The sequence below is a fragment of the Microbacterium sp. Bi128 genome (assembly GCF_918698205.1).
The window spans coordinates 1-7,352 of record NZ_CAKKMM010000195.1 but is presented as its reverse complement, the minus strand read 5'-3'; the positions used below and the strand labels follow the sequence as shown (position 1 = coordinate 7,352).

General features: G+C 68.8%; 11 protein-coding genes and 1 tRNA gene. 10 read left to right on the top strand and 2 right to left on the bottom strand.

Annotated features, from left to right (window positions below):
• On the top strand, positions 1-635 hold a 635-nt coding region (locus LQV45_RS14250; RefSeq protein WP_290370251.1), incomplete at its 5' end, for a glutamate ligase domain-containing protein.
• An 18-nt stretch (positions 636-653) separates the two neighbouring features.
• On the opposite strand, the gene LQV45_RS14245 is transcribed toward LQV45_RS14250, so the two are convergent.
• Positions 654-848 (bottom strand): hypothetical protein, encoded by a 195-nt coding sequence (locus LQV45_RS14245; RefSeq protein WP_230007594.1) that lies wholly within the window; start codon positions 846-848, stop codon positions 654-656.
• A gap of 184 nt (positions 849-1,032) precedes the next feature.
• On the opposite strand from LQV45_RS14245, the gene LQV45_RS14240 reads away from it, so the two are divergent.
• The 6 genes from LQV45_RS14240 (at position 1,033) to LQV45_RS14215 (ending at position 4,833) form a co-directional block, all read left to right on the top strand.
• Positions 1,033-1,105 (top strand) — tRNA-Met (locus LQV45_RS14240).
• Between the two features lie 69 nt (positions 1,106-1,174).
• On the top strand, positions 1,175-1,645 hold the full coding sequence (locus LQV45_RS14235) for a helix-turn-helix domain-containing protein (RefSeq protein ID WP_290370250.1): 471 nt from the start codon (positions 1,175-1,177) through the stop codon (positions 1,643-1,645).
• Entirely contained in the window at positions 1,645-2,073 is a 429-nt protein-coding gene (locus LQV45_RS14230) for an antitoxin (RefSeq protein ID WP_230007593.1), read from the top strand. Before LQV45_RS14235 ends, LQV45_RS14230 begins: the two co-directional genes overlap by 1 nt.
• 81 nt (positions 2,074-2,154) lie before the next feature.
• Positions 2,155-2,670, top strand: a complete 516-nt coding sequence (locus LQV45_RS14225) for a DUF1697 domain-containing protein (protein WP_230007592.1) — start codon at positions 2,155-2,157, stop codon at positions 2,668-2,670.
• A 54-nt stretch (positions 2,671-2,724) separates the two neighbouring features.
• On the top strand, positions 2,725-3,870 hold the full coding sequence (locus LQV45_RS14220) for a thermonuclease family protein (RefSeq protein ID WP_230007591.1): 1,146 nt from the start codon (positions 2,725-2,727) through the stop codon (positions 3,868-3,870).
• A 57-nt stretch (positions 3,871-3,927) separates the two neighbouring features.
• Positions 3,928-4,833 (top strand): HNH endonuclease, encoded by a 906-nt coding sequence (locus tag LQV45_RS14215; protein ID WP_230007590.1) that lies wholly within the window; start codon positions 3,928-3,930, stop codon positions 4,831-4,833.
• A 31-nt stretch (positions 4,834-4,864) separates the two neighbouring features.
• Here the strand turns inward: LQV45_RS14215 and ykgO are convergent, their stop codons facing one another.
• Positions 4,865-4,987 (bottom strand): type B 50S ribosomal protein L36, encoded by a 123-nt coding sequence (gene ykgO, locus LQV45_RS14210; RefSeq protein ID WP_022877355.1) that lies wholly within the window; start codon positions 4,985-4,987, stop codon positions 4,865-4,867.
• Positions 4,988-5,065: 78 nt separating this feature from the next.
• Between ykgO and LQV45_RS14205 the strand changes: the two genes are divergently transcribed.
• The 3 genes from LQV45_RS14205 to LQV45_RS14195 are packed head-to-tail and all read left to right on the top strand — an operon-like array spanning position 5,066 to position 7,153.
• Positions 5,066-6,067: a GTP-binding protein gene (locus tag LQV45_RS14205; RefSeq protein WP_230007589.1), complete on the top strand. Its 1,002-nt coding sequence runs from the start codon at positions 5,066-5,068 to the stop codon at positions 6,065-6,067.
• 52 nt (positions 6,068-6,119) lie between these two features.
• Positions 6,120-6,323, top strand: a complete 204-nt coding sequence (locus tag LQV45_RS14200; RefSeq protein ID WP_230007588.1) for a hypothetical protein — start codon at positions 6,120-6,122, stop codon at positions 6,321-6,323.
• An 11-nt stretch (positions 6,324-6,334) separates the two neighbouring features.
• Positions 6,335-7,153, top strand: coding sequence for a DUF72 domain-containing protein (locus LQV45_RS14195; protein ID WP_230007587.1), 819 nt, complete (start codon positions 6,335-6,337; stop codon positions 7,151-7,153).
• Positions 7,154-7,352: the final 199 nt, after the last annotated feature.

Sequence of the window (7,352 nt, the reverse complement as noted above, 5' to 3'; positions counted from 1 at the left end):
TGCGGGAGGAGGAGGGCCGTCTCGTTGGGACCCTGCGCGTCGAAGGAACGCCCCACCGGATCTCGCTGCCCACGGTGCATTCCGTGGCGGTGACGAATCTGCTCCTCGCGGCGGCGGCCGTGATCGGAGCGGGCGGCGAACCCGCGGCCGTCGCGGACGCCCTCGCGCACGTCGAGCCGCCGCCGGGGCGCCTTCAACTCATCGCCGAGAAGGACGGAGTGACGGCGATGGTCGACACCGCCCACAACCCGGGCGCGCTCCGCGTCGCGCTCCGCTCGGTCCGCGCCCGCACCGCGGGTCGGCTCATCCTCGTGTTCGGCGCCGGCGGAGAGCGGGACCGCGGCAAGCGCTCTCAGATGGGCGCGATCGCCGCCGAACTCGCCGACGTCGCCATCCTGACCGACGACAACCCCCGACGAGAGCCTCCCGATCGCATCCGCGCCGAAGTCCGCGCGGGAGCCCCGGATGCCCTCGAGATCCCGTCACGCGCGGATGCCATCCACGCGGCGCTCCAGATGGCCCGACCGGGCGACCTCGTGCTCGTCGCCGGGAAAGGCGACGAGACCACCCAGATCGTCGGCACCGTGAAGGTGCCTCACGACGATCGGGAGATCCTCAGGCGAGCGCTCGCCTGAACGAGAAGGTGCCCCCGGTCAGATAACGTATCCGCCGTCGGGGTCGTAGCCCCCGTCGGGGTCGTACCCGCCGTCGGGGTCGTAGCCCCCGTCCGGGTCATATCCCCCATCCGGGTCGTACCCGCCGTCGGGGTCGTACCCGCCGTCCGGGTCGTACCCGCCGTCCGGGTCGTAGCCACCGTCCGGATCGTATTCGGATGCGTTGCTGGTCATGATGCCCCCTCAGATCGCGACTGCACTGCTGCGCTGATTCAACGCCCGCGGCGCCGCGCACCGCAAGGGCCCCGGGAAAACTCCTCCGGTTCCACGGCCCACGGATGACACGGGGAGAAATGGAGAGTTACTTCCCGCAACGTGGGAGCGCGGTGAGCGACCCGCGGTTAGCGTGGGGACACATCGCGGCGATCCGGGCGGTCCCGGGCCTCGGCTCATAACCGAAGGCGTGGCGGGTTCGACTCCCGCCGTCGCGTCGATATCAACGGCGTCACGCCTTCCCGACTCACGACGAGCCCGATACGATATATCACGGAGGTATATCGATGCCTGATCGTTTCGATCCTCGTCGCGCCGCGGCTCTCGTCAGGGCCGCTCGCGCCGACAGTCAGATGTCGCAAGCAGAACTGGCACGAGCTGCCGGGATGAGTCAACCCAACGTGGCGGCCATCGAGTCCGGACGCCGCGCCGTCAGCGGCGACGTCCTCGAGCGGCTCCTCGGCGAGGCCGACTACCGGCCGAGCATCGCCGTCGAAGAACATGCACAGGCCATTGTCGACGCCGGCATCCGGCACGGACTCCATGACCTTCGCGTCTTCGGCTCGATTGCCACGGGCGCGGACCACTTCTCCTCCGACATCGATCTGCTCGCACGACTCGACGACGGGCGGAGCTATTTTGATCTCGCTCTCTTCCAGAATGCCGTCGAGACATTGACCGGGTTCCCCGTCGACGTCATCGTCGACGACGCGAACCGGCCCTCCTTCCTCGACGACGTCCCGCTGGTGCACCTGTGATGGAGGCCTCACGAGAGGAAGCCGAGCACCGATTCACCCGAGCCCCGCGGGCTGCCGCTGGCGGGGCGCCCGCCGACGTGACGCGAGCCAAGCTCCGCGACAGCCTCGATGCGATCGCGAGCTTCCTCGACCATGCGGTCGCCGGTGGCCGCACCGGATTCGCCAGAAACTCGCCGGCCTATGCCTCCGGTTCGATGGCGATCATCCGCGCCGCGGCCTTGTTCGAGTCCGGTGAATTCCACGTGTTCCTCGGGGACACCCCCGACGACGTCGTCGCCGCTCTTCGCACGATCCGCAACATCGCGTCGCACGGCGGGTATCGGTCGATGAACGACGATGTGTTCTGGGCGACGCTCACAAATCACCTCCCTCCCTATCTCGAGCGATGGCGAGCCTCGATCGCGCCCGACGCGGGACGAGATTCCTGACGGGACTCCACCCGGGATCGCTTGCCGTCCTCTGGCCCGCCGATCCGCAGCGGAGGAGCAGACCGCGCTACCCTCCCCCCCATGCGCCACGTCGCTTTCGTCCGGAACCTCAACCAGGGTCAGCGAGGGCACGTGTCCACCGCCGACCTCATCGCCGCCTTGGTGGATGCCGGATGCCACGACCCGGCGCCCTTCCAGAGCAACGGCACCGTCGTCTTCGGCGGCGACCCGGCGCTCGCTCACGACGCGATGGACGCCCTCGCCGCCCGCACCGGCGTGGAACGGGAGGTCTTCACGCTCGCGCTCGACGAGCTTCGAGACATCGTGGCCGCGCACCGCGACGCCCCCGACGCTGGTCGGCGCGAGCTCACCCTCCACGGTGGAGACGCCATCGTGCTCGACGCGCAGACCGAGCTCGAAGCCGCCCGGCGCCGGTGCCGGGTCCTCGACAGCGGCACCGGCTGGGTCGTGACCGTGAACGAACGGGATCGCGAGTCGAACGCGACTCCCGTGGTCGAGCGCCTCACGGGCCAGCCCGCAACCTCGCGCGGCCTCCCGACCCTCACACGCCTGATCGCGCGGTTCGACACCGCCTGACTCGACGCGAAGGACCCGCCCTCCGGAACGGAGAGGCGGATCCGGGACAGCTCAGTGCTCGTCGGGCGCCACCACCCCCGGATGAAAGACGGTTTCGCGAGCGCTATTGTTCGTTTCACACGGGGAGTGTTTCCCCTGCGTCGGGGGGGCGCATTCATGACTGGTTCGAACGCGCGCGCACGCGCGAAACGCCCGTCGCTCACGCACGGAAATCGTCAGACCAAACGCCGGATTCCGATTTGGATGTGGCTGATCATCGGCATCCCGCTGATGATCGTCGCGCTCATCCTGTCGCCGATCTTCGCCGTCCTATTCCTGGCGGTCCTCATTACGGGGATCGTTGCGCTCGCAAAGAACAGCCGGACGTGGCTGCGCTTCAAGAGCCGCAAGACCGCCGCGTGGGTAACGGCGGTGGCCGCCGTCGGATTTGTCGCAACGGCCGGAATGACCAACGCTCTCGTGGCCGGAGGCGCGAATAGTCGCCCGGTCGCCGTCGCCGCTACATCGATGAGCACAGCCACGCCCGACAGCGCAGCGACAGCGACGCCTTCCCGGACACCGCGGCCGACACCGTCGGCTACGCCCATCGTGACAGCGACTCCCGTCCAGATCGTGTCGGTGATCGACGGCGACACGATCGACACCACCGTCGGCAAGGTGCGGCTCATCGGTATCGATGCACCTGAGACGGGCACCTGGGGCTACGACCAGGCAACCGCCGAGCTGACCACATTCCTGGCTCCGGGCGGCGCCGCCCTGATCAGTGTCCCCGGACGCGACGACCACGATCAGTACGGGCGACTTCTGCGCTACGTCCAGGTCAATGCGCAGGATGCCGGGACCCACATGATCAACACGGGATGGGCGATCGCCCGCTACGACGGGCGCGACGGGTACGGCACGCATCCGCTGCAAGCCTCGTACGTCCGCCTCGACGACTCCGTGCCGATGCCCGCAGAACCGGCACCGGCACCGGCGGAACCCGCACCCGCACCCCCGCAGCCGGCTCCGGCCGAGCCCGCACCTCAGCCCGCTCAACCCGAGCCCGCGCCCGCCGACCCGGCCCCGGCAACGGACCCGCATTTCGGCACGTGCAAGGAAGCCATCGCCAATGGTTACGGGCCGTATCAAAGCGGCGTCGACCCCGAGTACGACTGGTATCGGGATGGCGACCATGACGGGTGGAACTGTGAGAGTTGACCGTCGCGCCGCAACGAAGAAGCGGATCCCGCTCACGACTAGCCCCAGGAATCACTGATGGCCCGCGGGTTGATTTCCTCCGCTTTTCTTGCAGCCTTTGCGGGTTCAAACATGGACGAAATTCCCCAAGGGAGCCTCACTCTCGCCCTGTCGATCGGTGCCGGTCTCGTTCTGATCGCGAGTATCGGCATCCCGCTCGTTATCGCGCATCGAACCCGACGGATCGTCGCCGCGACCAGTGCCGCCCTCTCCGAGCTGCATGAATTGAATGGGCGGTACGCCGCGTCCGTCATGCCGCTCCCGGTCCTCACGCGCCGCTATCGCGCGGCGACGACGTCGAAATCGGCATTCGACCGTTTTCCTCTCCGCACGTTTCTGATGGATGCGGTCCTCGACGACGAGACCCGCCTCGTGGTCGACATCGACCAGCGACTCGATCGAATGCGGCACTACTCCGCCTACACGCGTGAACTGACCGATGTCGGAAACCGGTCGATCGGCCGCTCTGGCGACCGACGCATGAATCCCGACAAGTACGCCAAGATCGAGCGGGAACTTTTCCACAAACGGATGCTGACCGCCCCTACGCCTCTCGCAACCGTGACCGCCGTGGTCACCTACACCAGCCCACAGGGGCGCAACTCCTATCGCAAACACCTGGACTGGAGCTTCGCCGAACTGCGCGTCGGCCTGGACGAGGCGCGCCGCCAGCGTGCCGCCAAGTCGACATCGGAGTACCTCCGCCGCCGCGAACGGAGCCTGCTCACCCCGAAACTGCGCACCGACATCCTTCGTCGCGACGGCTCCCGATGCCGCATGTGCGGCGCATCGGCGAACACCGGCGCGGTCCTCCATATCGATCACATCGTGCCGATCAGTCACGGCGGGCTGACGGTGCCGGGCAATCTCCAAACGCTCTGCCAGTCCTGCAACCTCGGCAAGAGCAACCGATTCGTCGGCTAGCGCTCTCGTCAACGCGCGAATCCCGCGACCGTTACCCCTGCCGCCCCTTCCACCGCGGGTTCAGCTTGTTGATCACGAACACCCGCCCGCGGCGGCGGACCACCTGCGCACCGGGCTGGTTCTTCAGCGACTTGATCGAGTTGCGGACCTTCATGGCATCCTCCTGTTGATAATCGTTCTCAATAACAAGATAGGCTGTCCGTCGATTCCCGACAAACGAAGGGCGGATGCCGTGGAGAGAACGATCGTGACGATGGGCGTGTGCGCGCCCGAGAGGCAGGCCTACGCCGAACGCACCGCCGCCACCCTCGGTCGCCCGTTGCACCTCCTCCGCTACCGCGATGTCCGCGCCGCGCACGCACTCCCCCACCCCCGACCGCGCGCCTCCGAGGAACACGCCGTGGTCGACCTCGGCACGGACGTCGACCTCATCCACGCGATCACCGAGAGGGGCGGGGTCGAGGTCGAGGCCGTGTGCATCGTGGACGCGCGTCACATGATCGGCGACCTGCTCGAGGGGGCGCCGCTCGTGGCATCTGCCCCTGCCCGAGACGCCCGCGGCGACGTCGGAGCCCGCGCGCGACAGGCCGCGCTCGCGCTCGAACTGGCGACGCGCATCGTGTGGGTCAACTGGGAGCAGGTCTCGACGGCGGCCCTCGCGGTGCAGATGGCGCTGGCATCCCACCTCAATCCTCGGGCGACGCTGCGGCTCAGCCGCGACCCGCGCGCCGATCTGCTCGCCGCCGCACCGCGAGAAGACGAGACCGAGATCCTCGAGCGCGCCGGCTGGGTGCGCGCGCTCAACCACGAACACGATCCGTACATGCGCGACAACCGCGTCAGCACTCTGCGCTACGACCAGGTGCGTCCCTTCCACCCGGAGCGCTTGCAGACCGCACTCGACAGACTCGACGACGGCGCGGCCGGACGCCTCGTGCGCTCCGCGGGGTTCTGCCGGATCGCGTCACGCCCCGGCATCCTGGCCCGCTGGGAGCACGTCGGGTCGGCCATGTGGATCGACCCGATCGGCACCGACGACGGGCGCATGGGCCTCGGGCAAGAGATCGCGTTCACCGGCCTCGACCTCTCGGCACCGAAGCTGCGGCACGTGCTCGACCTGGCTGCGTTGACCGACGACGAGCTCGCCGCCGGGCCCGAGGCGTGGGTGCGGTACGAGGATCCGCTCCCGGCCTGGCCCGCCGTCGACCTGTCGATCCCGGATGCCACCGACTGACAGCCTGTCAAGCCGCTCGCCCACTCCGCCCATATGGGGCACCGTGGCCAACATGAGCACTCCGGATCTCCCCACCCGCCACTCCGACGACGCACACGCCGACAGCGGCGCTCCCACGGATGCCGTCACCGACGACGTTCGCGAAGACGCCGCCGAGGCGGATCAGAACGTCGACCTCGACGACCACACCGGCGACCCCGTCGACGCCGACCACCCCACCGGCCCGGACTTCCCCGCCAGCGAGGGACACGCCTGACCACGAGCACGATGATCGGCACCTCCGGGTGGCGGTATCCGCGCTGGCGAGGCGACTTCTACCCGCACGGACTCGTCCAGCGGAAGGAATTGTCGTACCTCGCCGAGCGGATGCCGAGCGTTGAGCTCAACGGCTCCTTCTACTCGCTCCAGCGCCCCGAGAGCTATCAGCGCTGGCGGTCGGAGGTGCCGGAGGATTTCGTGTTCGCAGTGAAGGGGTCGCGGTATGTCACGCACATGCTGCGGCTCCGGAACATCGACGCGGCCGTGGCGAACTTTTTCGCCTCGGGTGTCCTCGCGCTCGGCCCGACGCTGGGACCGATCCTGTGGCAGCTCCCCGAGCGAGTGGAGTTCGACCCCGAGGTCCTCGGCGGCTTCCTCCGCCGCCTCCCCCGCACGACGGGTGAGGCGCTCGGTCTCGCCCGCGGGCACGATGCCCGACTCCACGGCCGCTCCTGGCTCGAGATCGACGCGGACGCTCCTCTGCGGCACGCCCTCGAACCTCGGTCATCGACGTTCGGCGACCCGCGCGCCACAGAGCTCCTGCGCGAACACCATGTCGCTCTGGTCGTCGCCGACACCGCCGGCCGGTGGCCCGCCTTCGACGCGGTGACCGCCGACCACGTGTACGTCCGGCTCCACGGCTCGACGGAGCCCTACGCCAGCGGCTACACCGCCGCCGAGCTCGATGAATGGGCCGATCGCATCCGCGGCTGGCGTTCCGCGACCGACCGACACGGGAATCCCCGCGAGGTGTTCGTCTACTTCGACAACGACGCGCGCGGGCGCGCCCCTCACGACGCGATCGCGCTCGCCGAACGACTGCGCTGACCGCGGGCGCCCTGTGACGTCGAGCGGTTAGTGACGTCAGGCACCCGCGCCGTCACGCGATCCGCGTCCCCGGGGGCAGGCGTCGCGCGGGCGTCCGCGTCCGCGCGATGCCCCACGCCAGCAGTCCGCCCGCGAGGAGCAACTGCAGGAACAGGCCCACGAACCAGCTCGGAACCGTCCCCTCGGTGCGGTCCAGCAC